Origin of the sequence: Streptomyces sp. NPDC014764 (assembly GCF_043082785.1) — a bacterium.
Classification (GTDB): Bacteria; Actinomycetota; Actinomycetes; order Streptomycetales; family Streptomycetaceae; genus Streptomyces; species Streptomyces althioticus.
The window spans coordinates 57,156-84,021 of record NZ_JBIBXY010000001.1; the positions used below are offsets into that span (position 1 = coordinate 57,156).

The window sequence follows — 26,866 nt, forward strand, 5'->3', positions numbered from 1 at the left end:
CGCTCGGAAGGATCAACGCCTCACCCGGCGCCCCCTATTCCGGCCGGGGCTCCCGCGTGCGGCGGACCAGGTCGGCCCACACCTCCTCGACGCGGCGTTCCAGCGCGTCGAGGGGCACGTCGTTGTCGATGACGATGTCGGCGACGGCGCGGCGCTGCTCGCGGGTGGCCTGGGCGGCCATGCGGGCCCGTGCGTCCTCCTCGCTCATGCCGCGCAGCCGCGTCAGCCGGTCGAGCTGGGTCTCGGGACTCGCGTCTACGACGATCACGACGTCGTAGAGGGGGGCGAGGCCGTTCTCGGTGAGGAGCGGGACGTCGTGGACGACGACGGCGTCCTCGGGTGCGGCCTCCTCCAGTTCGCGCGACCGGGCGCCCACCAGGGGGTGCACGATCGAGTTGAGCGTGGCCAGTTTCTCCGGGTCGTTGAAGACGAGGGCTCCGAGGCGGGGCCGGTCCAGGCTGCCGTCCTCGGCGAGGATCTCCTCGCCGAAGGCGTCCACGACGGCGGCGAGCCCGGGCGTGCCCGGTTCCACGACCTGGCGTGCGATGCGGTCGGCGTCGATCAGAACGGCGCCGCGCTCCACGAGCAGCCGCGACACCTCGCTCTTGCCGGCTCCGATACCGCCGGTCAGGCCCACTGTCAGCATGGGCAGCAGCCTAGGCGTCGCCCGTGACCGGCGGTCCGGCGGGCGTCAGTTGTCGCCTTCCCGCTCGGCCAGGAACTTCTCGAACTCGCGGCCGATCTCGTCCGCCGACGGGATCTCCACCGGCTCGGCGAGCATGTTGCCCCGGGTCGCGGCGCCCGCGGCCGCGTCGTACTGGTGCTCCAGGCCCTGGACGAGCGCGGTGAGCTCGTCGTCGCCCTCGCGGATCTGCCGGTCGATCTCGGTCTGGGTGCGCTGGGCGTCGGTGCGCAGGGAGTGCGCGACGCCCGGCAGGACGAGCCCGGTGGCGGCCGTGATGGTCTCCAGCGCGGTCAGCGCGGCGTCCGGGTACGGCGAGCGGGCGATGTAGTGCGGCACGTGCGTCGCGACGCCCAGCACGTCGTGCCCGGCCTGCATCAGCCGGTACTCGACCAGGGCCTCGGCGCTGCCCGGGACCTGCGCCTCGTCGAAGACGCTGGTGCTGACCGGGACGAGGTCGGTGCGGTTGCCGTGCGGGGTGATGCCGACCGGGCGGGTGTGCGGGACGCCCATGGGGATGCCGTGGAAGTTGACCGACAGGCGCACCTGGAGGCGCTCCACGATTTGCCGCACGGCGGCGGCGAAGCGCTCCCACTCGACGTCCGGCTCGGGTCCCGAGAGCAGTAGAAAGGGCGCTCCGGTGGCGTCCTGCACGAGCCGCACGGTGATGTCAGGCACCTCGTAGTCGGTCCACCGGTCGCGGGTGAAGGTGAGCAGGGGCCGGCGGGCCCGGTAGTCGACGAGCCGGTCGTGGTCGAACCGGGCGACGACCTGGTGGGGCAGCGAGTCGAGCAGCCGGTCGACGATCTGGTCGCCGGTCTCGCCCGCGTCGATGTATCCGTCGAAGTGGTAGAGCATGACAAGTCCGGCCGACTCCTGGGCCAGCGCCATGTCGACGACGCTCAGACCCTTCGGCTCCCAGGCGTACAAATCCTGCGGATCAAGCACAGTGACCGCTCCTCCTCGTGTTTCACCCACCCACAACGTGGCGCGAAGCACAGGCATTCCCGCGTCCCGCAGGGGCGCGGAGCACCTGCGCGACAAGCCCCCGCCGGCCCGCGGCCGACGACACACCGACCGGGCACGCCTGAGGGGCCGCACCTCGAAAGGTGCGACCCCTCAGATCAACCACTAGCCCTCAGCGGGGAGCGTTCAGCTCTGGCCGCCCGCCAGCTTCTCGCGAAGCGCGGCCAGCGCCTCGTCCGAAGCCAGGGCGCCGGACTGGTCGCCGCCCTCGGAGGAGTACGAACCGCCGCCGGACGCGGCCGGAGCGGCGGGCTCGCCACCCTCGGCAGCGGCCTTCTCGTCCGCCTCGCGGGACTTGATGACCTGCGCCTGGTGCTGCTCGAAGCGAGTCTGCGCCTCGGCGTACTGGCGCTCCCACTCCTCGCGCTGCTTCTCGTAGCCCTCGAGCCAGTCGTTGGTCTCGGGGTCGAAGCCCTCGGGGTAGATGTAGTTGCCCTGGTCGTCGTAGGACGCGGCCATGCCGTACAGGGTCGGGTCGAACTCGACCGCCGTCGGGTCGGCACCGAAGGCCTCGTTGGCCTGCTTCAGCGAGAGGCTGATGCGACGGCGCTCGAGGTCGATGTCGATGACCTTGACGAAGATCTCGTCGTTGACCTGGACGACCTGCTCCGGGATCTCCACGTGGCGCTCGGCCAGCTCGGAGATGTGGACCAGACCCTCGATGCCCTCGTCCACGCGGACGAACGCACCGAACGGAACCAGCTTCGTGACCTTGCCGGGCACGACCTGGCCGATCTGGTGGGTGCGGGCGAACTGCTGCCACGGGTCTTCCTGGGTCGCCTTCAGCGACAGGGAGACGCGCTCGCGGTCCATGTCGACGTCGAGAACCTCGACGGTGACTTCCTGGCCGACCTCGACAACCTCGGAGGGGTGGTCGATGTGCTTCCAGGAGAGCTCGGAGACGTGGACCAGACCGTCGACGCCACCCAGGTCCACGAAGGCACCGAAGTTGACGATCGAGGAGACGACGCCGGAACGGACCTGACCCTTCTGGAGGGTGGTGAGGAACGTCTGGCGGACCTCGGACTGGGTCTGCTCCAGCCAGGCACGGCGGGACAGGACCACGTTGTTGCGGTTCTTGTCCAGCTCGATGATCTTGGCCTCGAGCTCCTTGCCCACGTAGGGCTGGAGGTCGCGGACGCGGCGCATCTCGACCAGGGAGGCCGGGAGGAAGCCACGGAGGCCGATGTCAAGGATGAGACCACCCTTGACGACCTCGATGACGGTACCGGTGACGATCCCGTCCTCTTCCTTGATCTTCTCGATGGTGCCCCAGGCACGCTCGTACTGGGCGCGCTTCTTCGAGAGGATCAGGCGGCCTTCCTTGTCCTCCTTCTGGAGGACCAGGGCCTCGATCTCGTCGCCGACGGCGACGACCTCGTTGGGGTCGACGTCGTGCTTGATCGAGAGCTCGCGGCTCGGGATAACGCCTTCGGTCTTGTAACCGATGTCGAGCAGGACCTCGTCCCGGTCGACCTTCACGATGACGCCGTCGACGATGTCGCCGTCGTTGAAGTACTTGATCGTCTCGTCGATCGCGGCGAGGAAAGCTTCCTCGTTACCGATGTCGTTGACCGCTACCTGCGGGGTGGTGGCGGTGGTCTCGGTGCTGCTCGTCATGTGGGAAAGGGCTCCGGTACGGACATTGAAGTCGTAGGTACTGCTACGCCGGAGCCCGTTTCGCTCTGCAGAAGCCGGACAGCCAAGGAAGCGCCACAAAACTCCGGTGGCGCCTCGACAACCGAGGGGACATACATACAGATGCGAGCGCAGCCTGCTACGTCTGAGGTGCGCAGGCCCGCAGCGCAACTTGTAGCATACGGGGGCGGCCGGGCAGGGTCAATGCGCGAAGCCGCCCACCCGGGGCGGATCGCCGCATAACCGGCACAACTGCCGTCTCCCGAGGCCATGCAGGGGTGAAGAAGACCCCCCGCGGCGACACACCGGGGACCCGGCTGGACGGAAGAGTACGACGAGGGAGCCGATCATCCAAGAGCCCGAAGTCCCCGAACCGGAGGCCACCCGGCGGGAGGCCGGCGTCACGGAGAGCTCCCGGGCCAACCGGGGCTGGTGGGACCGCAACGCCGACGAGTACCAGATCGAGCACGGGACCTTTCTCGGCGACGACCGATTCGTGTGGGGCCCGGAGGGCCTGGACGAAGTGGAGGCGGAGCTGCTCGGCCCGCCGGAGGAGCTGAAGGGGCGCGACGTCCTGGAGCTGGGCGCGGGCGCGGCTCAGTGCTCGCGCTGGCTGGCCGCGCAGGGCGCGCGGCCGGTGGCGCTGGACATCTCGCACCGCCAGCTCCAGCACGCGCTGCGCATCGGCGGGGCGTTCCCCCTCGTGTGCGCGGACGCGGGCGCGCTTCCTTTCGCCGACGCCTCCTTCGACCTGGCCTGCTCGGCGTACGGGGCGCTGCCCTTCGTCGCCGATCCGCGGCTGGTGCTGCGCGAGGTGCACCGGGTGCTGCGTCCGGGCGGGCGGCTGGTGTTCTCCGTGACGCACCCGATCCGCTGGGCGTTCCCGGACGAGCCGGGCCCGGAAGGGCTGAGCGTCTCCGGGTCGTACTTCGACCGCACGCCGTACGTGGAGCAGGACGACACCGGTCACGCCGTGTACGTCGAGCACCACAGGACGCTCGGGGACCGGATCCGTGACGTGGTGACCTCCGGTTTCCGGCTGGTCGACCTGGTGGAGCCGGAGTGGCCGGCCTGGAACACCACCGAGTGGGGCGGCTGGTCCCCGCTGCGCGGCAGCGTGATCCCCGGCACCGCGATCTTCGTGTGCGTACGGGACTGAGCGCGTGATCCGTCACGAGGCGCTGGAGTCCCTTCCGGTGCGCGAGGCGCTGCCCTCGCTCGCCGGGGCGCTGGACGCGCACGGCACCTCGGTGCTGGTGGCGCCGCCGGGCACCGGCAAGACGACCCTGGTGCCGCCGGCGCTCGCCGGTCTGTACGGCGCGGGCCCCGCGCGGCGGGTTCTGGTCGCCGAGCCTCGGCGGATCGCGGCCCGCGCGGCGGCGCGCCGGATGGCGTGGCTGCTGGGCGAGCGGGTGGGCGCCTCGGTCGGCTTCACCGTGCGCGGGGAGCGGGCCGTGGGGCGGGACACGCGCGTGGAGGTCGTCACGACCGGTGTGCTGCTGCAGCGGCTCCAGCGCGACCAGGAGCTGGCCGGGGTGGACGTCGTGGTGCTGGACGAGTGCCACGAGCGGCATCTGGACGCGGACACGGCGGCGGCGTTCCTGTGGGACGTGCGCGAGACGCTGCGGCCCGACCTGCGGCTGGTGGCCGCGTCGGCGACGACGGACGCGGAGGGCTGGGCGCGGCTGCTGGGCGGTGCGCCCGTGGTGGAGGCGCGGGGCGCCGCGCACCCGGTCGACGTGGTGTGGGCGCCGCCCCCGCGCGCGGTGCGGCCGCCGCACGGCATGTGGGTGGACCCGGCGCTGCTCACGCACGTGGCGGCGACTGTGCGGCGGGCCCTGACCGAGCGGGACGGCGACGTGCTGGCGTTCCTGCCCGGGCTCGGGGAGATCTCCCGGGTGGCCGGGATGCTGGGCGGCCTGTCCGGCGTGGACGTCCTCCAGGTGCACGGGCGTGCGCCGGCCGCCGTGCAGGACGCGGTGCTGTCTCCCGGGGAGCGGCGACGGGTGGTGCTGGCGACCTCGGTCGCGGAGTCCTCGCTGACGGTGCCGGGTGTGCGGGTGGTGGTGGACTCGGGCCTCGCCCGCGAGCCGCGCGTCGACCACGCGCGGGGTCTGAGCGCGCTCGCGACGGTACGGGCCTCACGCGCCGCGGGACGCCAGCGGGCGGGGCGTGCCGGCCGTGAGGCGCCGGGTGCGGTGTACCGCTGCTGGGCGGAGGCGGAGGACGCGCGGCTTCCGTCGTATCCCTCCCCAGAGATCAAGGTGGCCGACCTGACGGCGTTCGCGCTCCAGGCGGCCTGCTGGGGCGACCCGGACGCCTCCGGCCTGGCCTTGCTCGACCCTCCGCCCGCCGGCGCGATGGCGGCGGCCCGGGACGTCCTCACGGCGATCGACGCGGTACGGCCGGACGGCCGCCCGACGGAGCGGGGGACCCGCCTGACCCGCCTCGGCCTCCACCCGCGTCTGGGCCGCGCCCTCCTGGACGCGTCCCCGCGCGTGGGCGCCGCCCTCGCCTCCGAGGTGGTCGCCCTCCTCTCCGAGGAGCCACCCCGCGACCACGGCGACGACCTCCCCGCCGCGCTGCGCACGGCCCGCAGGGGCGGCGACGGCTACGCGGCACGCTGGCGGACGGAGGTACGGAGGCTGCGGGGCGCCTTGTCCCAGGCGGAGGGAGCCGGAGGGCTGGGCGGTGACGCCGGGGGCGGGGTCCCGGGTCCGGACGGCCGCCCGGTGCGGGCGGGTGCCGGTGACGCTTCGGCGGTGCCGGGGCACGGGGACGGCTCGCCCCGCGGGGGTGCGGCCGGTGCGGCCGGTCGTGGCGGTGCCCTAGGGGCCGAGGAGAAGGCCGTCGGGCTCGTTGTGGCTCTCGCGTTTCCGGAACGGGTGGCTCGGGTCGACGGGGGGTCGTATCTGATGGCGGGCGGTACGCGGGCCGAGGTCGGGGCCGGGTCCGCGTTGCGGGGGGCGGAGTGGGTGGCCGTCGCCGTCGCCGACCGGCCCGTGGGGCGTGGGCACGCGCGCGTGCTGCTGGGAGCCGCCGTGGACGAGGACGTGGCGCTGTCGGCCGCGGGCACGCTCCTCGACCGGCGTGAGGAGGTGCACTGGGCGGACGGGGACGTCGTGGCGCGCCGGGTCGAGCGGCTCGGGGCGGTCGAACTGGCCGCGCGGCCACTCACGGACGCGGACCCCGTGGCGGTACGCGCCGCGCTGCTGGACGGGCTGCGCGGGGAGGGGTTCGGGCTGCTGCGGTGGCCCGCCGGGGCGGAGGTCTTGCGGCAACGACTGGCCTTCCTGCACGCGCGGCTGGGCGAGCCGTGGCCGGACGTGTCCGACGAGGCGCTCCACGCGCGCGTGGACGAGTGGCTGGAGCCGGAGCTGAGCCGGGCGCGGCGCCGGGCCGACCTGGCGCGGATCGACGCCGGGCAGGCGCTCGCACGGCTGCTGCCGTGGGCGTCGGGCGAGGCGGTCCGCCTCGACGAGCTGGCGCCCGAGCGGATCACCGTGCCCAGCGGGTCGCAGGTCCGGGTCGACTGGTCCGACCCGGAGCGGCCGGTGCTCGCCGTGAAGCTGCAGGAGATGTTCGGTCTGCAGGAGTCGCCCACGGTGGCCGGGGTGCCGCTGCTGGTGCACCTGCTGTCCCCGGCCGGGCGGCCCGCCGCGGTCACCGCCGACCTCGCCTCCTTCTGGCGCGAGGGCTACCAGCAGGTGCGTGCGGAGCTGCGCGGCCGGTACCCGAAGCACCCCTGGCCGGAGGACCCGGCCGCCGCGCGGCCCACCCGCCACACCAACGCGCGGCTGCGCGGGTAGCGGGCAGGGCGCCGGCTCAGGCGGCCGGGGTCCCCGACGGCTCGGTGGACGGGTCCGTCGACGGCTCCGTCGAGGGATCCGGGTCCGCCGACGGGTCCGGGTCGGGGCTCGGTGCGGCCGCCGGCTCCACGGTCAGCTCGACGTCGAGGGTGGCGCCGCCCGCCGTGGTGAGGCGGAGCAGGAACGTGCCGGCGGTGTCGTCCGCGTACAGCTTGGGCAGGGTCAGCTGTCCGTCCGCGTCGGTCCTCAGACCGGTCAGGGTGCGGACCGCCTTGCCGTCGGCGTCCTTGAAGTAGGGGCCCTTGTCGTTCTCGGCGGGGTCGTCGGCGGACGTCACGAGCTTCGCGGTGACGGCGACCTTCCCTGCGGCCTCACCGCCGTAGGTGGCCTTGACCTCGACCGGCTCGGCGAACTCACCGCCCGTGACGCAGGCCAGTTCCTTCTCGCCGACGCGGGTCAGGGCGTCGGCGACGCGCGGGGTGACCGTCACCTTGTAGGGGACGCCCTTGACCGAGCGGCCGACGACCGTCGCCTGGACGGCGAACGCGCCGGTTCTCTCCCCCGCCTGCAGCGCGGGCGCGACCGCGACGCCGGACGCGCCGGTCGTCACGGTCGCCACGCTCTCGCCGCCGGCGAAGGCGGTGTCCGTGTCGCCGACGATCGTGAAGCGGATCCGCACCTTGGCGACCGCCTTGCCCGCCTCCGTCTCCGCGCGCGTCGAGATGCGCTCGGCGAAGGTGCGGCCCGCCATGGCGGTGAGCGTGCCGGTGCCGGCGTCCTCCAGGTGGTGCACCGTGTCGGTGGGCGTCGGCGGGGTGGAGGGCGTGGGCGTGGTGGGCGGCGTGCTCGGGCTGCCGGTGCCGGGTGCGGTCGGGCTCGGCGACGGCCTGGAGCCGGAGGGCTTACCGGGCCGCGCCGGCGGGGTGGTGCCCGGCGCGGACGGGGTGAGACCGGGGCGTGCGTCGCTTCGGTCGTCGGGCAGGGCGCCGGTGCCGTCGGGGATCTCGTGGGTGCCCTTGCGGTAGTACTCCAGCCACGACAGGACGGTGTTCAGGTAGTCCGTCGAGTTGTTGTAGCTGAGGATCGCCTTGCGCAGGTCGCCCGGCTGCGACAGGTCCCAGTCGTTGCGGCACAGGTAGTGGCCGGCGGCGAGGGCGGCGTCGTAGATGTTGTTGGGGTCCTTGCGGCCGTCGCCGTTGCCGTCGCGGCCCGCCCAGGCCCACGTGGAGGGGATGAACTGCATCGGCCCGACGGCCTGGTCGTACATCCGGTTGCCGTCGTAGGCGCCGTTGTCGGTGTCGCGGATGAGGGCGAAGCCGTTGCCGTCGAGCTGGGGGCCGAGGATCGGCGTGACGGTGGTGCCGTCGGCGTTGACCCGGCCGCCGCGCGCCTGACCGGACTCCACCTTGCCGATGGCGGCGAGGAGTTGCCAGGGCAGGTTGCAGCCGGACTTCTTCTCGCGCAGCGCCGCCTCGGCCTTCTTGTAGGCGTCGAGGACGGTCGCGGGTATGCCGGCCTCGGCGGCGCTCCGGTCGCCGCCCGCCTCGCCGGAGCCCGCGGAGGGCGACGGGGCGGGGCTGTTGAGGGGCGGAAGGTCCGTGTAGTACGGCGAGTTGCCGGTCGCGCTGTCGTCGGCGGCCGTGTCGGGCGCGGAGGTGGCGTCGCCGGTGCTCTGCCTGCCCTGGTCGTCGACCGTGGCGCCGGGGGCCTGGGACGCGGACAGGGCCGCCACCGCCGCCGCGGCCACGGCGGTGGTTGCCGCTCCCTTGCGCAGCCTCCTGCCGATGTGCGCCGCCATAGAGTGAACCCCTCCCCGCGGGCGCTGTGGGCGCCCTTCACCGTGCACTGCGTTCGCCCTGTTGTGACGATCTGCCCGCCCCGCCGGTTGCCCTGGGATGCGGGACCGGGTCGACGACCCTCGCGACCCTACGACAACTTCCCTCGCGCGGACACCCGTTGATGCCCGATATTCACCGGTTGGCCATCTTGTCGTCCGGGCGGTTCACGGGGCGGCCGACCGCCGCGCCCCGGTCTGCCGAATACTGAGGTCCGCCCGCACCCACGGCCTTCCGGCCGACGCGGCCGGGCACACCCGGTCAATCCCTGCCGCCAGGAGCCCCGTTGCCCTTCACGCTCAGCCACGCGGCGGCAGTGCTGCCGGCCGTCCGCACCGACGGCACGGGGCGCGGCCCGCTGGTCCCGGCGGTGCTGGTCGCGGGCAGCTTCGCGCCTGACATGACCTATTACGCGGCCAGTGTCGTGTCCGGGGCGATGGAGTTCGGCGACGTGACGCACGCGGGGTGGGGCGTGTTCACCGTGGACGTGCTCATCGCGTGGGCGCTGGTGGGGCTGTGGCTGCTGGTGCGGGAGCCGTTGGTGGCGCTTCTGCCGCGGGCCCGTCAGGGGCGGGTGGCGGCACTGACGCGCTGCGGTGCGCCCCGGGCGCGGCCACGGGCGTCGCTGGTGGCGCGCTGGTACCTGTCCGCCGTGCTGGGTGGTCTGACGCACGTCGTGTGGGACGCGTTCACCCATCACGACCGCTGGGGCACGCGGCTGATCCCGGTGCTGGGCGGGGAGATCGGCGGTTCGCCGGTGTTCTGGTACGCGCAGTACGGCAGTTCGCTGCTGGCCGCGGTCGTCCTCGTGGTGTTCACGGTGCGGGCGCTGCGGCGTACGGTCCCCGGGGGCGCGGTGCCCCCGGGGGTGCCGGTGCTGTCGACGCGCGACCGGTGGGGAGCCGTCGCGCTGCTCGCCGGGTGCGCGGTGGCCGCGGCGGTCCCGCGGGCCGTCCGGTGGTGGGACTACTGGGGCCACATGGCCAAGCCCTACGAGCTGATCCCGACGGTCTGTTTCGGCGCGGGCGCGGGGCTGGTGGCCGCGCTCCCGGTGTACGCGGTCGCCGTCAGGGCGCGGCGTCGGGCCCCGGCCACGGGGGGCCCTGCGGATGCCGGTACGCGAGACCCTCGGCGTACGGCCGCACGCTGAGGGTCTCGCTCGCCGCGACGAACACGGTGACCGTGCGGACCGGGCGTGGCCGGGGCAGCAGGGTGAGGACGAGGGTGAGGTAGGCGCGGGCCAGCTCGGCCCACAGCCGCCACGGGGGCTGGTCGGTCCCCGCACCCTCGGCGGCGGGGGTGCGGCCGGTTCTCCACCGGCCGTCGGTGACGCGCCGGCCGAGCCGGACGGCGGTGTCTCGGAACGCGGCCGTGAGGCCACCGGGGATGCGGGCGGTACTTGCGGCGGCCGCGAAGACCGGGACCGGCGGAAACGCCTGGGTGGTGGGTCCGTCGGCGTCGGCCCGCGGGGGTGCCGCTCTGCGGTGAAGCATGCGTATACCCATGCCTGGCATGCTGGCCGCCCACTCCGGCAAGGGCCCCCCTGCGAGGGCCACGCGAGTGAAGAACAGCAGCCCGACGAACGACGGGACACTCCCCTAGGTGGCCTCTGACCTGGGGTTGTGTCGGCACGGGGACGCTCCGTGAGGGCGCGGTGGCCGGGGTGCCGACCGACCCGGCGTGGTCGCACGCCCGCCCGGCCGGCGCCGGAGGCGTGCCGGTCGCCGCGGGGCGGCAACCAGGGCCGGGGCGCACCCGGACAGCACCCGCGCGGACGGGGCCGGCACAGGCCTTCCGGTGGGGCCCCGCGAACCCGCGTGCCGGGCGCGGCTGAGGCGCCGCGCCCGGCACCGCACCGCCTCAGTGCGCTGCCGACTCCCAGTCCGGGCCCACGCCCACCGAGACGCCGAGGGGGACGCTCAGCTCGACCGCGGAGGCCATCTCCCGGCGGACCAGCTCCTCGACCTGTTCCCGCTCGCCGGGGGCGAGCTCCAGGACGATTTCGTCGTGTACCTGGAGCAGCATGCGGGAGCGCAGGTCCGCCTCGCGCAGGGCGCGGTCGACGTTCAGCATGGCGATCTTGACGATGTCCGCCGCCGTGCCCTGGATCGGTGCGTTCAGCGCCATCCGCTCCGCCGCCTCGCGCCGCTGGCGGTTGTCGCTGTTGAGGTCGGGCAGGTAGCGGCGGCGGCCGAAGAGGGTCGCCGTGTACCCGGTCGCCCGCGCCTCGTCCACGACGCGGCGCAGATAGTCCCGCACGCCGCCGAAGCGCTCGAAGTAGGCGTCCATCAGCTGGCGCGCCTCCGCCGCCTCGATGTTCAGCTGCTGGGAGAGGCCGAAGGCGGACAGCCCGTAGGCCAGGCCGTAGGACATCGCCTTGATCTTGCGGCGCATCTCCGCGTCCACCGCGGACTGCTCGACGGAGAACACCTGGGCGGCCGCCGTGGTGTGCAGGTCCTCGCCGGAGGTGAACGCCTCGGTGAGGCCGGCGTCCTCGGACAGGTGCGCCATGACGCGCAGCTCGATCTGGCTGTAGTCGGCGGTGAGCAGCGACTCGAAGCCCTCGCCGACGACGAAGCCGCGGCGGATCGCGCGGCCCTCGTCCGTGCGGACCGGGATGTTCTGCAGGTTGGGGTCCGTGGACGACAACCGGCCGGTCGCGGCGACGGTCTGGTTGAACGTCGTGTGGATGCGGCCGTCCGCGGCGATCGTCTTGATCAGACCCTCGACGGTGACGCGGAGCTTCGCCTGCTCACGGTGGCGCAGCATGATCACCGGCAGCTCGTTGTCCGTCTGGCCGGCGAGCCAGGCCAGCGCGTCCGCGTCCGTGGTGTAGCCGGTCTTCGTCTTCTTCGTCCTGGGCAGGGCCAGCTCACCGAAGAGGACCTCCTGGAGCTGCTTGGGCGAGCCCAGGTTGAACTCGTGTCCGGCCGCCGCGTGGGCCTCCTTCACCGCCTGCTGCACGGCACCGGCGAACATCTGCTCCATGGCCTCCAGGTGCGCCCGGTCGGCCGCGATGCCGTGCCGCTCCATGCGGGCGAGCAGGGCGGAGGTGGGCAGCTCCATGTCGCGCAGCAGGTCGGAGGCGCCGACGTCCGCGAGGCGCCCCTCGAAGGCCTCGCCCAGGTCGAGGACGGCGCGGGCCTGCACCATGAGCGCGTGCGCCTGCGCGCCGTCGTCCGCGCCGAAGGCGAGCTGCCCGTCGGGCGCGGCGGCGGGCGCCAGCTCCCGGTGCAGGTACTCCAGGGACAGCGCGTCCAGGTCGAAGGAGCGACGACCCGGCTTGACCAGGTACGCGGCGAGCGCCGTGTCCATGGTGACGCCCTCGACCGTCCAGCCGTGCTCGGGGAAGACGCGCATCGCGCGCTTGGCGTTGTGGAACACCTTGGGGCGGGCCGGGTCGGCGAGCCAGGCGCGGAACGCCTGCTCGTCGGCCTCGTCGGTCTCGGCCGGGTCGAACCAGGCGGCCGGGCCCTCCGCCGTGGCGAGCGCGATCTCGGCGACGGAGCCGGTGCCGAGCGCCCACGTGTCGACGGCGGCGAGGCCGACCGGGCCGGTGGCGTGCTCCGCGAGCCAGGCGGCCAGCTCCCCGGTGCCCAGCACGGTGCCGTCGATCTCCACGCCGTCCGCGACGACGGGCGTGGTCTCGGCCTCCTCGGCGCCCGGGTCGACGGCGAACAGCCGCTCGCGCAGCGAGGGGTTGCGGATCTCCAGGGTGTCGAGGATCACCGCCACCCCCTTGCGGTCGTAGGCGGTGCGCTCGAGGTCCCGCACGCCCTTCGGCAGCTCGACCCGGCGCTCCAGCTCGGTGAGGCGGCGGTTGAGCTTGACCGACTCCAGGTGGTCGCGGAGGTTCTGCCCGGCCTTGCCCTTGACCTCGTCGACCCGCTCGACCAGCTCGGCGAAGGAGCCGAACTGGTTGATCCACTTCGCGGCGGTCTTCTCGCCGACGCCGGGGATGCCGGGGAGGTTGTCGGACGGGTCGCCGCGCAGGGCGGCGAAGTCCGGGTACTGCGCGGGCGTGAGGTTGTACTTCTCGAAGACCTTCTCCGGGGTGAAACGGGTCAGCTCGGAGACGCCCTTGGTCGGGTACAGCACCGTGGTGCGGTCGGAGACCAGTTGGAAGGAGTCGCGGTCGCCGGTGACGATCAGCACGTCGAAGCCCTCGGCCTCGGCCTGGGTGGCGAGCGTGGCGATGACGTCGTCCGCCTCGTACCCCTCGACGGCGAAGCGGGGCACGCTCATCGCGTCCAGCAGCTCACCGATCAGCTCGACCTGGCCCTTGAACTCGTCGGGAGTCTTGGAGCGGTTCGCCTTGTACTCGGTGAACTCCTCCGAGCGCCATGTCTTGCGGGACACGTCGAAGGCGACCGCGAAGTGCGTGGGCCCCTCGTCACGGAGGGTGTTGGCGAGCATCGACGCGAAGCCGTAGATCGCGTTCGTCGGCTGGCCCGTCGCGGTGGTGAAGTTCTCCGCGGGCAGCGCGAAGAACGCGCGGTACGCCAGTGAGTGCCCGTCCATGAGCATCAGGCGCGGGCGGCTTCCGCCGGGGGTCTGGTCGGTCTTCTTCGATGCTGTGTCTGCCACGTGTCCGATCCTGCCACGCCTCACTGACACCGGGCTCCGCCCCCGGCGCCGGACGCGTTCCCGCCCACGGGGCAACAGCCACGAGTGCCGGTGCGGCCGGGGTGTTCGCACACCCGGCGCCGCCGCGCCCGCTTTCCCCCCGGCGGGCGGGGCAACAGGTACCGGCGTCGGTGCGGGCCGGGGGAGTCTGCGCAGCCCGGCGTCTGCGGGGTGCCGCCGCGCCCGCCCTCCCCCACTGCCCGCGGATTGCGCGGCGTGTGCCCGCCACCGGTGTCGGTGTGGCCGCACACGGCGGGGAGGGGACGGGGTGGGGGTGGGCGCCCGCAGCGGCTGGCGCGTCCGCGCCCTTCACTTGCCGACAGGCACGATCGCGCCAGACCGAGGACGACCACCCCCACCGCGGCCCCGCACCACCCACCCGCCGTAGGCGCTACGCCCGCCCCCACCGGCCGCAACCCTGCACCGCAGGCACGCGCCCCCAGCCCCCACCGACCGCAACCCTGCACCGCATGCACGCGACCCCAGCCCCCACCGACCGCAACCCTGCACCGCAGGCACGCGCCCCCAGCCCCCACCGGACCGCACCGTAGGCCCGGCCCCTCCCCCGTGCGAGGATCGAAGAGATCCACCTCACACATGCGTGAACAGGAGTGCGCGATGGCAACGAAGCCGCCCCAGGGTGATCCGGTCCAGGACGCGCCGAGCGTGGCCGGGCGGAAGCGGGCCGCCGCCGGGCTGCCCGCGATCGGTCACACCCTGCGCATGGCCCACCAGCAGATGGGTGTGAAGCGCACGGCACTCACCCTCCTCAGCGTCAACCAGAAGGACGGCTTCGACTGCCCGGGCTGCGCCTGGCCCGAGCCGGAGCACCGGCACAAGGCGGAGTTCTGCGAGAACGGCGCCAAGGCGGTGGCCGAGGAGGCCACTCTCCGCCGCGTCACCCCCGAGTTCTTCGCCGCGCACCCCGTCTCCGACCTGGCCCGCCGCAGCGGCTACTGGCTGGGGCAGCAGGGCAGGCTGACCCACCCCATGTACCTCCCGGAGGGCGCCGACCACTACGAGCCGGTCACCTGGGAGCGCGCCTTCGGCATCGTCGCCGAGGAACTGACCGCGCTGTCGTCCCCCGACGAGGCCGTCTTCTACACCTCGGGCCGCACCAGCAACGAGGCCGCGTTCCTCTACCAGCTCTTCGCCCGCAAGCTCGGCACCAACAACCTGCCCGACTGCTCCAACATGTGCCACGAGTCCTCCGGCTCGGCCCTGTCGGAGACGATCGGTGTCGGCAAGGGCAGCGTGCTCCTGGACGACCTGTACCAGGCGGACCTCATCGTCGTCGCCGGGCAGAACCCGGGTACCAACCACCCGCGCATGCTGTCCGCGCTGGAGAAGGCCAAGGCGAACGGTGCGCGCGTGGTGAGCGTCAACCCGCTCCCCGAGGCGGGCCTGGAGCGCTTCAAGAACCCGCAGACGCCCAAGGGGCTCACCGCCGGCACCACGCTGACCGACCTGTTCCTGCAGATCCGCATCGGCGGCGACCAGGCCCTGTTCCGTCTCCTCAACAAGCTGATATTGGACACCCCGGGCGCGGTGGACGAGGAGTTCGTCCGCGAGCACACCCACGGCTTCCAGGATTTCGCCGAGGCCGCCCGCGCCGCGGACTGGGACGAGACGCTCGCCGCGACCGGCCTGGCCCGCGAGGACGTCGAACGCTTCCTGCGCATGGTTCTGGACTCGGAGCGCATCGTCGTCTGCTGGGCGATGGGCCTCACCCAGCACAAGCACTCCGTGCCGATGATCCGCGAGATCGTCAACTTCCTGCTGCTGCGGGGCAACATCGGCCGTCCGGGCGCGGGCGTGTGCCCGGTGCGCGGCCACTCCAACGTGCAGGGCGACCGCACGATGGGCATCTTCGAACGGCCCGCGCCGGCGTTCCTCGACGCGCTGCAGAAGGAGTTCGGCTTCGAGCCGCCCCGCGAGCACGGTTACGACGTGGTCCGGGCGATCCGCGCGCTGCGCGACGGCGAGGCGAAGGTGTTCTTCGCGATGGGCGGCAACTTCGTCTCCGCCTCCCCGGACACCGAGGTCACCGAGGCCGCGATGCGCCGGGCGCGGCTGACCGTGCACGTGTCGACGAAGCTGAACCGCTCACACGCGGTGACGGGCGCGCGCGCCCTGATCCTGCCGACCCTGGGCCGCACGGAGCGTGATCTGCAGGCGAGCGGCGAGCAGTTCGTGACGGTGGAGGACTCCATGGGCATGGTGCACGCCTCACGCGGGCGCCTGGAACCGGCGAGCCCGCACCTGCTGTCGGAGCCGGCCATCGTGTGCCGGCTGGCCCGCCGCGTCCTCGGCGCGGAGGACGACGTGCCGTGGGAGGAGTTCGAGAAGGACTACGCGACGGTCCGCGACCGCATCGCGCGGGTGGTGCCCGGCTTCGAGGACTTCAACGCGCGCGTGGCTCACCCCGGCGGCTTCGCGCTGCCGCACGCCCCGCGCGACGAGCGGCGCTTCCCCACCGCCACCGGCAAGGCCAACTTCACGGTGGCGCCGGTGGAGTACCCGCACCTGCCCGAGGGCCGGCTGCTGCTGCAGACGCTGCGCTCCCACGACCAGTACAACACCACGATCTACGGCCTGGACGACCGGTACCGGGGCATCAGGAACGGGCGCCGGGTGGTGCTGGTGAACCCGGAGGACGCACGCGCGCTGAAGCTCGCGGACGGCTCCTACGTGGACCTGGTGGGCGAGTGGAAGGACGGCGTGGAGCGCAGGGCGCCCGGTTTCCGCGTGGTGCACTACCCGACCGCTCGGGGCTGCGCCGCCGCGTACTACCCGGAGACCAACGTGCTGGTGCCGCTGGACGCCACCGCGGACGTCTCCAACACCCCGGCCAGCAAGTCGGTCGTGGTGCGTCTGGAACAATCGGCGACCGACTGAGCGTTCGCTCAGGGCACAGACGTACCGACGTACCGACGCACGATTGGAGCCGGGCCCATGGGAGAGCCGCAGCAGGTGAAGTTCCCGCAGGAGGTCATCGACGAGTACGCCGCGCTCGGTGTGGACCTCCAGGCGCTGTTCTCGGCGGGCCACCTCGGCACGCGGATGGGCGTGCAGATCACGGAGGCCTCGGCGGAGCGCGTCGTCGGGACGATGCCGGTGGAGGGCAACACCCAGCCGTACGGCCTGCTGCACGGGGGTGCGTCCGCCGTGCTGGCCGAGACCCTGGGCTCGGTGGGCTCGATGCTGCACGGTGGCGTGCACAAGATCGCGGTCGGTGTGGACCTCAACTGCACGCACCACCGCGGGGCCCGCTCGGGTCTGGTCACCGGCGTCGCCACCCCGGTGCACCGGGGCCGGTCCACGGCGACGTACGAGATCGTGATCACCGACGAGGCGGACAAGCGGGTGTGCACCGCCCGGCTGACCTGTCTGCTGCGGGACGTCCGCCCCGGCGACGCGGAGAAGGCGGCCGGCTGACGCCGGGGGTGCGGGAAGCCGCACCCCCACAAGGCCGCCCCCGCCCAACGCGCCCGCCCCCGCCCAACTCGCCCCCACCACCTCCGCACCGCGCCCGTCGCCGCCATTGCCCGCGGCCGACGGGCGCTCTAGCGTTCGGTGCCATGGGACGGGACGGCACCTCTCGAAGCGTCGGGGTTTTCCGGGCGCCCCTCCTGGCCGTGCTCGCGGCGGCCCTGACCGTGACCGGGTGCACGGCTGGCGACTCCCGCGCCCGCCCCCTTCCCTCCTCGCCCTCCACGGCCAACCTCCCGTCCCCCCGGACGACTTCTGACGTCGACCTGTGCGTGAGCATCGTCCGTCACTGGTCGCTCGAGGTGCTCGACGGCCGAGGGTACGGCGACTACCAGTCGATGGGGATGTCCGGCGGGCAGTACGACATCCTGCGCGAGGTCGTGGACGCGGCGCGCGCCGCCCGCCGCCAAGGTTCGCGAGACATCGAGGGGTTGATGGAACGTCAGGCGCGCGAGGGCTGCACCGCCTGGTACCGCTCCGGCGGGCCCGGAGAGGGGCCGTGGCGATGAGCGGGATCGGCCCGGTCGAACCGGACGGCGACACACGCCCGTTGGACCCGCCTCCCGTCGTCCCACACCTCCGGAGCGGGCCGGCGATCCGCCTGCCGAGACGTCACCGGAGAACCACGGCCGCCGCGATCCTCGCTGTCGCCGCGCTCGCGGCCGGGACGCTCCTGTACCTCACCCGCCCCCGCCCGGCCCCTCCGCCCGAACCGCGTTTCCCGAGCCAGACGACGTCGTTCCGGTACCTGTACATGCAGGTCAGAGACGCGAGGACGACTTTGCCAGAATTTGAATTCACAATACAAGCGCTTACGGAATCCGATGCTCCGGTGACCGTCGCGAGCATTTCCCAGCCCTACGCCGGCCTGTCCCTGACCTCCGGGCCGGCAACTCCTTTACGGGTGAAAGGTGGCGGCTCCCGCAAGATCGTCGTCACCGTCCGAGTGACGGAATGCGGGAAAGTGCCACGGAACGCCGGACTCCCTTTCCTGGACGTAACACTGCGTAACACGCGCGCAAAGGAGGCGCACAGCTACATCCTCGGCGCCCGGTACGCAAGGGACCTGTCCGCGGCCCTGGAGGTAGCCTGCGGCGACGAATTTCGGTAATCAGCAAAACGCCTGATACACCTGAACCACCCCTGCCGGTTCCTGCGGTTTCTCACCATGCGGACAGGGCAAATCGGCGGGAATTCTGCTCTTCCCCCCACTCAGTACCGCTCTGCAATACGTCGTGTCATAACAAGAGCGTCACAGCCTTGGCCAGAGTCTCCTCCGCATTCCCCACACACGCTTAGAGTCACGGCCAGTCACCGCGGAGCCTGATTCTCACTCGGCCCAGCGCTCGACTCGGCCGTTTCCACGGGGAAGCGGCTGTCAGGGGAAAGGACTGGATCGTGCGTCAACGTTCGCTCATCGCCATCACCGCCGCCCTGGCGGCGGGTGCACTCACCCTCACCGCCTGCGGCTCTCGCGACGACAACGGCGGCGGCTCGGACTCGGGCAACGGTGACACCACCGTCGTCATCGGCGTCGACGCGCCCATGACCGGCGACCTCTCCGCGCTCGGCCTGGGCATCAAGAACTCCGTGGACCTCGCCGCGAAGGTCGCCAACAAGGAGAAGTACGTCGAGGGCGTCACCTTCAAGATCGAGGCGCTCGACGACCAGGGCCAGGCCTCCGTGGGCCAGCAGAACGCCACCAAGCTCGTCGCCAACAAGGACGTGCTCGGCGTCGTCGGCCCGCTGAACTCCTCCGTCGGCGAGGCCATGCAGAAGGTCTTCGACACCGCCAAGCTGGTCGAGGTCTCCCCGGCGAACACCAACCCCGCCCTGACCCAGGGCGTGAACTGGGCCAAGGAGAAGGAGCGGCCGTACAAGTCGTACTTCCGCACCGCGACCACGGACGCCATCCAGGGCCCGTTCGCCGCGCAGTACGTCTTCAACGAGGCCAAGAAGAAGAAGGTCTTCGTCATCGACGACAAGAAGACCTACGGCGCCGGTCTGGCCGCCACCTTCACCGCCGAGTTCAAGAAGCTCGGCGGCCAGGTCGTCGGCACCGAGCACATCAACCCGGAGAGCAAGGACTTCAGCGCCGTCGCCACCAAGGTGAAGAACTCCGGCGCCGACGTCGTCTACTACGGCGGCGAGTACCCGCAGGCCGGCCCGCTGAGCAAGCAGATCAAGGAAGCGGGCGCGAAGATCCCGCTGGTCGGCGGTGACGGCATCTACAGCGCCGACTTCGTCAAGCTGGCCGGCGCGGCCGGCACCGGCGACCTCGCCACCTCCGTCGGCGCTCCCGTCGAGTCCCTGCCGTCCGCCAAGGAGTTCGTCGCGAACTACGAGGCCGAGGGCTACAAGGAGGCCTACGAGGCCTACGGCGGCTACTCCTACGACTCGGCCTGGGCCATCATCGAGGCCGTCAAGAAGGTCGTCGAGGACAACGACGGCAAGCTGCCGGACGACGCCCGCGCCAAGGTCGTCGACGCCATGCAGGACGTCTCCTTCGACGGTGTGACCGGCAAGGTCTCCTTCGACGAGTTCGGTGACGCCACCAACAAGCAGCTCACCGTCTACACCGTCAAGGACGGCGACTGGGCCACCGTGAAGTCGGGCACCTTCACCGGCTGATCTCCCCCGCACCACTCACACGAGCCGCGCGGGGCGCTGTTCCACTGGCGCCCCGCGCGGACTCGGTTCCGGCCCATCCGTCGAACATTCCGAAAGTCTCGGAGGACATGCGGTGAACGAACTGCCGCAGCAGCTGGTCAACGGCCTGCTACTGGGATCCATGTACGGCCTGGTCGCCATCGGCTACACAATGGTCTACGGCATTGTCCAGCTCATCAACTTCGCCCACGGCGAGATCTTCATGGTCGGCGCCTTCGGCGCCATCACCGTGCATCTGTACGTCTTGCCGGACGGCACCTCCATGTGGGTCGCGCTGCCGCTCATGCTCATAGGCGCCATGATCGCCTCGGTGCTGGTCGCCATCGGAGCGGAACGGTTCGCCTACCGCCCGCTGCGCGGCGCGCCCCGGCTGGCCCCGCTGATCACCGCCATCGGCCTCTCCCTCGCGCTCCAGCAGGCCGTCTGGGCCTTCTACCCGGAGGCGAAGTCCAAGCTGGCCTTCCCGCAGATCGAGGGCGGTCCCTTCTCCATCGGCGGCGCCACCATCCAGACCGGCGACATCTTCCTGATCGTCGCCGCTCCCCTCAGCATGGCGTTCCTCGCCTACTTCGTGATGCGGACCCGCACCGGCCGCGGTATGCAGGCCACCGCGCAGGACCCGGACACCGCGAAGCTGATGGGCGTCAACACCGACCGCATCATCGTGATCGCGTTCGCCCTCGGCGCCGTCTTCGCCGCCGTCGGCGGTGTCGCCAGCGGTCTGAAGTACGGCCAGATCGACTTCAAGATGGGCTTCATCCTCGGCCTCAAGGCCTTCACCGCGGCAGTGCTCGGTGGCATCGGCAACATCTACGGGGCCATGATCGGCGGTGTGGTCCTCGGCGTCGTCGAGACCCTGGCCACCGCCTACATCGCGGACATCCCCGGCCTGGACCAGTTCGGCAGCCAGTCCTGGGCCGAGGTCTGGGCCTTCATCCTCCTCATCCTCGTGCTCCTGTTCCGGCCACAGGGCCTGCTCGGCGAGCGCGTCGCGGACAGGGCGTGACACCGATGACCACACAGACCACAGCGACCAAGACCGTGGCCGCACCCGCCCCGAACACCCCCTCCGGGCTCATCGGCATCCCCGCGCACCTCGGGCGGGCCCTCGCCACCGGCGGCAGCGCCCTCGCCGTCGTCTCCACCTTCCTCGCCTGGACCTGGACGGCCGCCTTCCCCGGCGACCTCACCTACTACGGCTACCCGGGCGGCCTCCAGGTGCTCGTCCTGGTCGGCGGCGCCCTCGCCACCCTGTTCTGCCTCGCCTCCTACGGCGTCAGGGGACTGGGCTGGCTCACTCCGGCCGGCGCCGACGCGGCCGTGAAGTACGCGGTGCTCGGCACCTTCGCCACCGCCTGGTACACCGTCGTCTCGATCACCGTCGAACTCGGCGGGGTCGTCAACCTGGAGCCCGGCGGCTACCTCGTCGCCGCCGCCACGCTGATCGCCCTCCTCGGCGCCCTGGCCCTCCCCTTCCAGCGGCCCGAGCCCGACCCGATCGACCCCGAGGCGAGCGGCTGGGAGCAGTTCAAGCACGACGCCGCGCACGCCATGGCCGTGCTGCGGGCGGCCTTCTCCTCCGGCTCCCCGCGCCCCGTGCGCACCCTGCCGTCCTACGCCGAGATCCTGATCATCGTCGCCGTCCTGGCGGTCGCCCTGGTCGTCTTCACCTACGGCATCGGCACCGAGTACGACGAGCTGTTCGTCGGCTTCCTGATCACGGCCGGCTTCGGCTTCAGCGCGCTGAACCGCTCCGGCCTGATCGCCCACGCCTCCCAGATCAGCGCCCGCCACCAGAACATCACGGTGTGCGGCGCGTTCGTCGCGGCGGCGCTGTTCCCCTTCACCCAGACCGACGACCAGTACGCCACCCTCGGCGTCTACATCCTGATCTTCGCCACCGTCGCCCTGGGCCTCAACATCGTCGTCGGCCTCGCCGGCCTGCTCGACCTCGGCTACGTCGCCTTCCTCGGCGTCGGCGCCTACGCGGCCGCGCTGGTCTCCGGCTCGCCCAGCTCGCCGTTCGGCGTGCACTTCCCCTTCTGGGCCGCCGTCCTGGTCGGCGCGCTCGCGTCGCTCGTCTTCGGTGTGCTGATCGGCGCGCCGACGCTGCGCCTGCGCGGCGACTACCTGGCCATCGTGACCCTCGGCTTCGGTGAGATCTTCCGCATCGCCGTGAACAACACCGACGGCACCTCGGGTCCGGACCTCACCAACGGCTCCAACGGCATCGCGTCCATCCCGGACCTGAACATCCTGGGCTTCGACCTGGGCGTCGCGCACGACATCGGCGGCTTCACCATCGGCCGGTTCGCGAACTACTTCTTCCTGATGCTGCTCATCACGGCCGTGGTCGTCCTCGTCTTCCGGCGCAGCGGCGACTCCCGCATCGGACGTGCCTGGGTCGCCATCCGCGAGGACGAGACCGCCGCGCTCGCCATGGGCATCAACGGCTTCCGGGTGAAGCTCATCGCCTTCGCCGTGGGCGCCACCCTGGCCGGTCTCGCCGGCACGGTCCAGGCGCACGTCACGTACACCGTGACCCCCGAGCAGTACCTGTTCGCCGGCACCACCCCGCCCAACTCCGCCTTCCTGCTGGCCGCGGTCGTGCTCGGCGGCATGGGCACCATCGCCGGACCCCTCATCGGTGCGGCGCTGCTCTTCCTGATCCCCAACAAGCTCCAGTTCCTGGGCGACTACCAGCTCCTCGCGTTCGGTCTCGCGCTCGTGCTGCTGATGCGCTTCCGTCCCGAGGGGCTCATCCCCAACCGGCGCCGCCAGCTGGAGTTCCACGAAGAGGCCGACGCGCCCACAGTCCTGAGCAAGACGGGGGCCTGACCACCATGACCACCGACACCATCACCAAGGACAGCGCCGCGGGCCCGCCCGCCTCCGGGGACGTCGTCCTCGACGCGCGCGGCGTCACCATGCGGTTCGGCGGCCTCACCGCCGTCCGGGACGTCGACCTCACCGTGCGCAGCGGCGAGATCGTCGGTCTGATCGGCCCGAACGGCGCCGGCAAGACCACTTTCTTCAACTGCCTGACCGGGCTGTACATCCCGACCGAGGGCGAGGTCCGCTACAAGGACAAGGTGCTGCCGCCCAAGTCCTTCAAGGTGACCGCCGCCGGCATCGCCCGCACGTTCCAGAACATCCGTCTGTTCGCCAACATGACGGTCCTGGAGAACGTGCTCGTGGGCCGCCACACCCGCACCAAGGAGGGCTTCTGGTCGGCCGTCCTGCGCGGGCCCGGCTTCCACAAGGCCGAGGCCGCCTCCCGCGCCCGTGCCATGGAGCTGCTGGAGTTCGTCGGCCTCGCCGAGAAGGCCGACCAGCTCGCGCGCAACCTCCCCTACGGCGAGCAGCGGAAGCTGGAGATCGCCCGCGCGCTCGCCAGCGAGCCGGGGCTGCTGCTCCTCGACGAGCCCACCGCGGGCATGAACCCCCAGGAGACCCGGGCGGCGGAGGAACTCATCTTCGCCATCCGCGACCAGGGCACCGCGGTCCTCGTCATCGAGCACGACATGCGGTTCATCTTCAACCTCTGCGACCGGGTCGCCGTGCTCGTGCAGGGCCAGAAGCTGATCGAGGGCGACCCGGCCACCGTCCAGGGCGACGAGCGGGTCATCGCCGCGTACATCGGCGAGCCGCTGGCGGACGACCCCGGCGCCGCCGAGGTCGCCGAGGTCGAGGCCGCGGAAGCGGCGGCCGAGGCGGCGGGCCGGCCCCAGTCGCCCGCCAAGACGGTCGGCGCCGCGACTCCCGTGGCCGAGGAGACGGCCGACGCGGACCCGCGGCCGGAGGCGCCCGCCGAGGCCGACGCCTCCGCCGACGCCGGGTCCACGGACGCCGAGACAGAAGCACAGGCGGAGGCGGAGGCCGAGGCCGCCACGGACGCCGCGCCCGGCAAGGAGAACGACCGATGACCGCACTCCTCGAGGTCGAGGACCTGAAAGTCGCCTACGGCAAGATCCAGGCCGTCAAGGGCATCTCGTTCAGCGTCGAGGCCGGCGAAGTGGTCACCCTGATCGGCACCAACGGCGCCGGCAAGACCACCACCCTGCGCACGCTGTCCGGGCTGCTGAAGCCGGTCGGCGGCCAGATCAAGTTCAACGGCAGGTCGCTGAAGAGGGTCCCCGCCCACAAGATCGTCTCGCTGGGTCTTGCCCACTCCCCCGAGGGGCGGCACATCTTCCCGCGCATGACGATCGAGGACAACCTGCGCCTCGGCGCCTTCCTGCGCAGCGACAAGCAGGGCATCGAGCAGGACATCCGGCGCGCCTACGACCTCTTCCCCATCCTCGGGGAACGCCGCAAGCAGGCCGCCGGCACCCTGTCCGGCGGCGAGCAGCAGATGCTCGCCATGGGCAGGGCCCTGATGTCCCGTCCGCAGCTGCTGATGCTCGACGAGCCCTCCATGGGTCTCTCGCCGATCATGATGCAGAAGATCATGGCGACCATCGCCGAGCTGAAGTCGCAGGGCACCACCATCCTGCTCGTCGAGCAGAACGCCCAGGCGGCGCTGTCGCTGGCCGACCACGGCCATGTGATGGAGGTCGGCAACATCGTCCTCTCCGGCACCGGCCGCGACCTGCTCCACGACGAGTCGGTCCGCAAGGCCTACCTCGGCGAGGACTGACCGCGCAAGCGAGAGGCCCGCACCCCGTGTTCGGGGTGCGGGCCTTCCTCGTGCGTGCGGCGACGGGTCGTCAGTCGCCCTTCGATGCCTTCTTCTCCTCGGCGTCGTCGATGACCGCCTGCGCGACCTGCTGCATCGACATGCGCCGGTCCATCGAGGTCTTCTGGATCCAGCGGAACGCGGCCGGCTCGGTCAGGCCGTACTGCGTCTGGAGCACCGACTTGGCGCGGTCCACCAGCTTGCGCGTCTCCAGGCGCTGGCTGAGGTCGGCGACCTCGCGCTCCAGCTCCTTCAGCTCGGTGAACCGGGAGACCGCCATCTCGATCGCCGGCACCACGTCGCTCTTGCTGAACGGCTTGACCAGGTACGCCATCGCGCCCGCGTCCCGCGCCCGCTCGACCAGGTCGCGCTGCGAGAAGGCGGTCAGCATCAGCACGGGGGCGATGGACTCCTCGGCGATCTTCTCGGCCGCGGAGATGCCGTCCAGCTTGGGCATCTTCACGTCGAGGATCACCAGGTCGGGGCGGTGCTCGCGCGCCAGCTCGACGGCCTGCTCACCGTCGCCGGCCTCGCCGACGACCGTGTACCCCTCCTCCTCGAGCATCTCTTTGAGATCGAGCCGGATCAATGCCTCGTCCTCGGCGATGACGACGCGGGTCGTCATCGGCGGCACGTGCGACTTGTCGTCGTCGGGCACGTCTGCGGGCTGGGGCGACTCGGGGGCGCTCAACGTGGGCTCCTTGGTGCGAGGCAGGCCGGTACTGCTGACAAGAGCGTACCCAGCTGCGGTAAGGTGGGGGCACGGCGGGTGACCGTCGACCTTCGTTTTGCAGGGCGCCCCGGTAGCCCAGCGGTAGAGGCAATGGTCTCAAACACCATCCAGCGTCGGTTCGAATCCGACCCGGGGTACTTTTCCTCAGAATCCAAGGTCACCATTTGCCAGCGGATGTCCACCTTTTCGGTGAACATCCGCTTCTTTGCGTATCGGCCGTCCGGCCGCGCTATCGAGGGCTGTCGTCCTCGCCGATGTGGTGGACGCGGACCATGTTGGTGGAACCGGAGACCCCGGGCGGGGAGCCGGCGGTGATCACGACCGCCTCGCCCTTCGCGCAGCGCGCGTACCGCAGCAGCAGCTCGTCGACCTGGTCGACCATCGCGTCGGTGGACTCGACGTGCGGGCCCAGGAAGGTCTCCACACCCCAGGACAGGCTGAGCCGGGAGCGGGTGGCCGGGTCCGGGGTGAAGGCGAGCAGCGGGATCGGCGAGCGGTAGCGGGACAGACGGCGGGCGGTGTCGCCCGACTGCGTGAAGGCGACCAGGAACCGGGCGCCGAGGAAGTCGCCCATCTCCGCAGCCGCGCGCGCCACGGCGCCGCCCTGCGTGCGGGGCTTGTTGTGCTCGCTCAGGGGAGGCAGTCCGCGGGCGAGGATGTCTTCCTCGGCGGCCTCGACGATGCGGGCCATGGTGCGCACGGTCTCCGCGGCGTGCTTGCCGACGCTGGTCTCGCCGGAGAGCATCACCGCGTCGGTGCCGTCGATGACGGCGTTGGCGACGTCGGACGCCTCGGCACGGGTGGGCCGGGCGTTGTCGATCATCGAGTCGAGCATCTGGGTGGCGACGATGACCGGCTTGGCGTTGCGCCGGGCCAGCTTGACGGCGCGCTTCTGGACGATGGGCACCTGCTCCAACGGCATCTCGACGCCCAGGTCGCCGCGGGCCACCATGATCGCGTCGAAGGCGGCGACGATCTCGTCGAGGGCCTCGACGGCCTGCGGCTTCTCGATCTTGGCGATGACGGGGAGCCTGCGGCCCTCCTCGTCCATGATGCGGTGGACGTCCTTGATGTCGCGTCCGCTGCGGACGAAGGAGAGGGCGACGACGTCGAAGCCGGTGCGCAGCGCCCAGCGCAGGTCGTCCTCGTCCTTCTTGGAGAGGGCGGGCACGGAGACGGCGACGCCGGGGAGGTTGAGGCCCTTGTGGTCGGAGATCACCCCGCCCTCGACGACGGTGGTGTGCACGCGGGGGCCCTCGACGGCGGTGACCTCGAGGGTGACCCGGCCGTCGTCCACGAGGACGCGCTCGCCGGGGGTGACGTCCTCGGCGAGGCCGGCGTGGGTGGTGCCGCACATGTGGCGGTCGCCCTCGACGCCGTCCTCGACGCTGATGGTGAAGGAGTCCCCGCGTTCGAGGAGTACAGGGCCTTCGGCGAAGCGGCCCAGGCGGATCTTCGGGCCCTGAAGATCGGCGAGGAGTCCCACGCTGCGGCCGGTCTCGTCGGCGGCCTTGCGCACCCTTCGGTACCGCTCCTCGTGCTCGGCGTGCTCGCCGTGGCTGAGGTTGAAGCGGGCCACGTCCATTCCGGCGTCGACCAAGGCCTTGATCTGGTCGTACGAGTCCGTCGCGGGACCCAGGGTGCAGACGATTTTCGCTCGGCGCATGGTTCGACACT

19 protein-coding genes and 1 tRNA gene are annotated in these 26,866 nt (G+C 71.8%); 12 read left to right on the forward strand and 8 right to left on the reverse strand.

From position 1 onward, the window contains the following. Window positions 1-34: 34 nt before the first annotated feature. From coaE to rpsA, 3 genes are all read right to left on the reverse strand, one after another. Complete coding sequence (gene coaE, locus ACF1AG_RS00280; protein ID WP_391809137.1) at window positions 35-646, reverse strand: dephospho-CoA kinase; 612 nt, start codon at window positions 644-646, stop codon at window positions 35-37. A 45-nt stretch (window positions 647-691) separates the two neighbouring features. Further along, window positions 692-1,630 (reverse strand): PAC2 family protein, encoded by a 939-nt coding sequence (locus tag ACF1AG_RS00285; protein WP_359602829.1) that lies wholly within the window; start codon window positions 1,628-1,630, stop codon window positions 692-694. Between the two features lie 204 nt (window positions 1,631-1,834). Then, window positions 1,835-3,328 (reverse strand): 30S ribosomal protein S1, encoded by a 1,494-nt coding sequence (rpsA, locus tag ACF1AG_RS00290; protein ID WP_033273080.1) that lies wholly within the window; start codon window positions 3,326-3,328, stop codon window positions 1,835-1,837. A gap of 364 nt (window positions 3,329-3,692) precedes the next feature. Between rpsA and ACF1AG_RS00295 the strand changes: the two genes are divergently transcribed. Both ACF1AG_RS00295 and ACF1AG_RS00300 read left to right on the forward strand, forming a co-directional pair. Further along, the gene (locus ACF1AG_RS00295) at window positions 3,693-4,505 is read left to right on the forward strand and encodes a class I SAM-dependent methyltransferase (protein WP_359602850.1); all 813 of its coding nucleotides are present in this window, start codon (window positions 3,693-3,695) and stop codon (window positions 4,503-4,505) included. Window positions 4,506-4,509: 4 nt separating this feature from the next. Continuing rightward, window positions 4,510-7,155, forward strand: coding sequence for an ATP-dependent RNA helicase (locus ACF1AG_RS00300; RefSeq protein ID WP_391809138.1), 2,646 nt, complete (start codon window positions 4,510-4,512; stop codon window positions 7,153-7,155). A 16-nt stretch (window positions 7,156-7,171) separates the two neighbouring features. Here ACF1AG_RS00300 and ACF1AG_RS00305 read toward each other — a convergent pair whose 3' ends face one another. Further along, window positions 7,172-8,953: a lytic transglycosylase domain-containing protein gene (locus tag ACF1AG_RS00305; protein ID WP_359602825.1), complete on the reverse strand. Its 1,782-nt coding sequence runs from the start codon at window positions 8,951-8,953 to the stop codon at window positions 7,172-7,174. A 323-nt stretch (window positions 8,954-9,276) separates the two neighbouring features. Here ACF1AG_RS00305 and ACF1AG_RS00310 point away from each other — a divergent pair, with 323 nt between their 5' ends. Beyond that, window positions 9,277-10,140, forward strand: coding sequence for a DUF4184 family protein (locus ACF1AG_RS00310; protein WP_359602823.1), 864 nt, complete (start codon window positions 9,277-9,279; stop codon window positions 10,138-10,140). Here ACF1AG_RS00310 and ACF1AG_RS00315 read toward each other — a convergent pair. Beyond that, complete coding sequence (locus ACF1AG_RS00315; protein WP_359602821.1) at window positions 10,058-10,495, reverse strand: hypothetical protein; 438 nt, start codon at window positions 10,493-10,495, stop codon at window positions 10,058-10,060. The two genes, ACF1AG_RS00310 and ACF1AG_RS00315, sit on opposite strands and share 83 nt — an antisense overlap. 355 nt (window positions 10,496-10,850) lie before the next feature. Next, complete coding sequence (gene polA, locus ACF1AG_RS00320; RefSeq protein ID WP_387794739.1) at window positions 10,851-13,577, reverse strand: DNA polymerase I; 2,727 nt, start codon at window positions 13,575-13,577, stop codon at window positions 10,851-10,853. Window positions 13,578-14,234: 657 nt separating this feature from the next. On the opposite strand from polA, the gene ACF1AG_RS00325 reads away from it, so the two are divergent. The 8 genes from ACF1AG_RS00325 (at window position 14,235) to ACF1AG_RS00360 (ending at window position 24,417) form a co-directional block, all read left to right on the forward strand. Next, window positions 14,235-16,514: an FdhF/YdeP family oxidoreductase gene (locus tag ACF1AG_RS00325; RefSeq protein ID WP_359602817.1), complete on the forward strand. Its 2,280-nt coding sequence runs from the start codon at window positions 14,235-14,237 to the stop codon at window positions 16,512-16,514. A 57-nt stretch (window positions 16,515-16,571) separates the two neighbouring features. After that, on the forward strand, window positions 16,572-17,054 hold the full coding sequence (locus tag ACF1AG_RS00330; RefSeq protein ID WP_037639034.1) for a PaaI family thioesterase: 483 nt from the start codon (window positions 16,572-16,574) through the stop codon (window positions 17,052-17,054). A gap of 326 nt (window positions 17,055-17,380) precedes the next feature. Next, window positions 17,381-17,617 carry a hypothetical protein gene (locus ACF1AG_RS00335; protein ID WP_391809139.1) on the forward strand — a complete coding sequence of 79 codons (237 nt, stop codon included), beginning with the start codon at window positions 17,381-17,383 and terminating at the stop codon, window positions 17,615-17,617. Window positions 17,618-18,506: 889 nt separating this feature from the next. Then, window positions 18,507-19,739: a branched-chain amino acid ABC transporter substrate-binding protein gene (locus tag ACF1AG_RS00340; protein WP_359602814.1), complete on the forward strand. Its 1,233-nt coding sequence runs from the start codon at window positions 18,507-18,509 to the stop codon at window positions 19,737-19,739. 112 nt (window positions 19,740-19,851) lie between these two features. Further along, window positions 19,852-20,784 (forward strand): branched-chain amino acid ABC transporter permease, encoded by a 933-nt coding sequence (locus ACF1AG_RS00345; protein ID WP_033273069.1) that lies wholly within the window; start codon window positions 19,852-19,854, stop codon window positions 20,782-20,784. 5 nt (window positions 20,785-20,789) lie between these two features. Then, window positions 20,790-22,616, forward strand: coding sequence for a branched-chain amino acid ABC transporter permease (locus tag ACF1AG_RS00350; RefSeq protein ID WP_359602812.1), 1,827 nt, complete (start codon window positions 20,790-20,792; stop codon window positions 22,614-22,616). A gap of 5 nt (window positions 22,617-22,621) precedes the next feature. Next, window positions 22,622-23,704 (forward strand): ABC transporter ATP-binding protein, encoded by a 1,083-nt coding sequence (locus ACF1AG_RS00355; protein ID WP_391809140.1) that lies wholly within the window; start codon window positions 22,622-22,624, stop codon window positions 23,702-23,704. Further along, complete coding sequence (locus ACF1AG_RS00360) at window positions 23,701-24,417, forward strand: ABC transporter ATP-binding protein (RefSeq protein WP_006135514.1); 717 nt, start codon at window positions 23,701-23,703, stop codon at window positions 24,415-24,417. Before ACF1AG_RS00355 ends, ACF1AG_RS00360 begins: the two co-directional genes overlap by 4 nt. 70 nt (window positions 24,418-24,487) lie before the next feature. Here ACF1AG_RS00360 and ACF1AG_RS00365 read toward each other — a convergent pair whose 3' ends face one another. Beyond that, entirely contained in the window at window positions 24,488-25,147 is a 660-nt protein-coding gene (locus tag ACF1AG_RS00365) for a response regulator (RefSeq protein WP_359601278.1), read from the reverse strand. Between the two features lie 106 nt (window positions 25,148-25,253). Here ACF1AG_RS00365 and ACF1AG_RS00370 point away from each other — a divergent pair. Continuing rightward, window positions 25,254-25,326 (forward strand) — tRNA-Leu (locus ACF1AG_RS00370). A gap of 92 nt (window positions 25,327-25,418) precedes the next feature. On the opposite strand, the gene pyk is transcribed toward ACF1AG_RS00370, so the two are convergent. Beyond that, entirely contained in the window at window positions 25,419-26,855 is a 1,437-nt protein-coding gene (gene pyk, locus ACF1AG_RS00375) for a pyruvate kinase (protein ID WP_359601279.1), read from the reverse strand. Window positions 26,856-26,866: the final 11 nt, after the last annotated feature.

Excerpts from the sequence above, each read along its gene's own strand:
- ACF1AG_RS00305 (WP_359602825.1), bottom strand. The coding sequence starts at position 8,953 with ATGGCGGCGCACATCGGCAGGAGGCTGCGCAAGGGAGCGGCAACCACC.
- ACF1AG_RS00325 (WP_359602817.1), top strand. The coding sequence starts at position 14,235 with ATGGCAACGAAGCCGCCCCAGGGTGATCCGGTCCAGGACGCGCCGAGC.
- ACF1AG_RS00315 (WP_359602821.1), bottom strand. The coding sequence starts at position 10,495 with ATGGGTATACGCATGCTTCACCGCAGAGCGGCACCCCCGCGGGCCGAC.
- pyk (WP_359601279.1), bottom strand. The coding sequence starts at position 26,855 with ATGCGCCGAGCGAAAATCGTCTGCACCCTGGGTCCCGCGACGGACTCG.
- ACF1AG_RS00330 (WP_037639034.1), top strand. The coding sequence starts at position 16,572 with ATGGGAGAGCCGCAGCAGGTGAAGTTCCCGCAGGAGGTCATCGACGAG.
- coaE (WP_391809137.1), bottom strand. The coding sequence starts at position 646 with ATGCTGACAGTGGGCCTGACCGGCGGTATCGGAGCCGGCAAGAGCGAG.
- ACF1AG_RS00360 (WP_006135514.1), top strand. The coding sequence starts at position 23,701 with ATGACCGCACTCCTCGAGGTCGAGGACCTGAAAGTCGCCTACGGCAAG.
- ACF1AG_RS00355 (WP_391809140.1), top strand. The coding sequence starts at position 22,622 with ATGACCACCGACACCATCACCAAGGACAGCGCCGCGGGCCCGCCCGCC.
- rpsA (WP_033273080.1), bottom strand. The coding sequence starts at position 3,328 with ATGACGAGCAGCACCGAGACCACCGCCACCACCCCGCAGGTAGCGGTC.
- ACF1AG_RS00350 (WP_359602812.1), top strand. The coding sequence starts at position 20,790 with ATGACCACACAGACCACAGCGACCAAGACCGTGGCCGCACCCGCCCCG.